This window comes from Leeia sp., from assembly GCF_041909055.1.
Lineage (GTDB): Bacteria > Pseudomonadota > Gammaproteobacteria > Burkholderiales > Leeiaceae > Leeia > Leeia aquatica.
This window is the reverse complement of sequence record NZ_JAYREC010000010.1, coordinates 310-2,274: the sequence shown is the minus strand read 5'-3', so window position 1 is coordinate 2,274 and position 1,965 is coordinate 310. Positions and strand designations below refer to the sequence as shown.

The 1,965-nt window shown below is 61.7% G+C and carries 3 protein-coding genes; 1 reads left to right on the top strand and 2 read right to left on the bottom strand.

What is annotated here, in order from left to right; genetic code table 11:
* Window positions 1-5 precede the first annotated feature (5 nt).
* The gene (locus ACE3O2_RS17670) at window positions 6-167 is read left to right on the top strand and encodes a lytic murein transglycosylase (protein ID WP_374339792.1); all 162 of its coding nucleotides are present in this window, start codon (window positions 6-8) and stop codon (window positions 165-167) included.
* A gap of 59 nt (window positions 168-226) precedes the next feature.
* Here ACE3O2_RS17670 and ACE3O2_RS17665 read toward each other — a convergent pair whose 3' ends face one another.
* Window positions 227-781 carry a hypothetical protein gene (locus ACE3O2_RS17665; RefSeq protein ID WP_374339790.1) on the bottom strand — a complete coding sequence of 185 codons (555 nt, stop codon included), beginning with the start codon at window positions 779-781 and terminating at the stop codon, window positions 227-229.
* Window positions 782-1,008: 227 nt separating this feature from the next.
* Window positions 1,009-1,965 (bottom strand): hypothetical protein (locus tag ACE3O2_RS17660; protein ID WP_374339788.1); only part of this gene is annotated, 957 nt, incomplete at its 5' end.

The window sequence follows — 1,965 nt, the reverse complement described above, 5'->3', positions numbered from 1 at the left end:
CCCTGGTGGAACTGCAAAACGGCAACGCAGCGCCCAGCTACGTGGCCGGCACAGAGAACTTCTACGCCATCACCCGCTACAACTGGTCCAGCTACTACGCCATGGCCGTCATCGAACTGGGCCAGGCCGTGAAGGCTGAGCGCGAGGCGGCACAGCAGTCACAGTAGTTATGGTAGGCAGCCCAAACCCAGGGGCACCCCAGGTTTTGGCTTTGGCTCACCAAGCTTCAGCGCACCGAGCCTGCTGCAAGCTCAAGTGTTTCCTGCTGATATTTCGCATCAACCTCATGCGAGGTCGCACCCTGCATGCCACTCGTCACATCAGTGATAGAAATGGAGACACCTCGCAGTGTATCTCCGCCCGATTTTTCCTTGGAATATGCACACAGCGCCACTCCCGACGTCGCAAATATTATTATCGCTGCATCTGACTGTTTTGCAGGCGCACGTAACAACGGGGTAAAGTCAACCGCCGATAATACCCTACCATTCTCCGTAAAGGACTCACGCCAATTATCATTGGTAAACACCATGGGTGTGGATGTATTCAGCGTCTTCACCGTGAGCACTGGATCAGAATCTGCGGGCTTTCCTTCCGCCATGATCACAAGATATTTCGCACCCTTGTAAGTCTTGCCACCGGCACCCACAATGGTGCAGCCAGACGTTTCTGTGTTTTGCGATTGCAGAGCGTTGGAGCTAATATTCAAGAGTTCCGCTTGGGCTGCAAAGGAAAAACACAAACCCATCCCCAAAACACTCAAGAAAACACGATTTTTCATTATTCCCTCTTTCGACAAATGGTTATTAAAAAGCACTTGGGCTCGCATCTACCCAAGAAATAAGTGCGCCCACGATTCAAACAAAGCTCTCATTGTCCGCCATATCCAATCAAAAACCGCCCATCATTTCGGTTGCAAACTGTAATATTCCAGACGATCTGTTAATCCCTCTGCCGCAACAATAGTTCACCCCGTTCGATACAGGCTGCTTGTTGGTGTATTCCCCTTCATTCAACCACCCACACTGCCTGCACATAGGCCTGCCGCTGCACCGGCAGTTGCCGCACCACCGCCGTGCCCGGCCCGGCACTGGTGCGCAGGCCGCCTTCCAGGCGCAGGCGGTCGCCCTTCCAGGCCAGGCTGGCGGTGAGCAGGTGGCCGCCGTCTGCGGGGTGGTAGAGCAGGTCGAGCGCGCTTTCCCAGGGGCCTGTGGTCCAGGCCAGGCGGGCAAACAGGTTTTGGCGGTGCAGCGAGGGGCTGGCACTGAAGGCCTGCGTCTGCCACGCCAGGTTGGACGCCACCGCAACGGCGGGCGCACCCACAGCGCCCAGGTGCTGCAAAGCGGCGTTGCGATTCGCCCAACGCTTCCATTGCCCGCGCGACGGCGCCGTGCCGTCATGCCACGCCTCCAGCAGCACGCTCACCTGTTCTACATTGGTCCAGGTGCCACCCAGCAACAACTGCTGCGCCGCCCCCGCAGTCAGCGCACGCCACGGGCTGGCGCTCGCCAGCGCACCGGCCGAGGCCGATGCATCCTGCCAGGTGTCAAAGCGCGCCAGGTGGCGCAGCGATGCGTGCAGCTCCAGCGCGTCGCTGGCCACCCAGGACCAGGCCGCGCCCACGCTGCCCTGGGTGCGGCGGCCCCAGCGGGCAAAGGCGTAGGCGTCGGCGCTGCCCAGGCGCTGGTACCAGCGGGCGGCCAGGGCGCCCTCGCCCGCGCCGGTGGCATCGCGCCCAGTGGTGGGGTTCACGGCCACCAGGCTCCAGGCCGATTCGGCGCCGAATTGTTCGGCCATCAGTACCGGGCGGCCCTGCAGGGGCTGGCTGACCAGCGTGCGGCGCTGCACCTGCTGCACCAGGTCGTTGGGGCGAAAGCCGTAGCCCACGTCCCAGCCCACCACCTTGCGGCCCGCCGTCCACTGCCAGGCGCCTGCCTGCCCGGCGGCATAGGCCTCCAGCACGGC

Coding starts and splice junctions, on each gene's coding strand:
- ACE3O2_RS17665 (WP_374339790.1), bottom strand. CDS start 781: ATGAAAAATCGTGTTTTCTTGAGTGTTTTGGGGATGGGTTTGTGTTTT.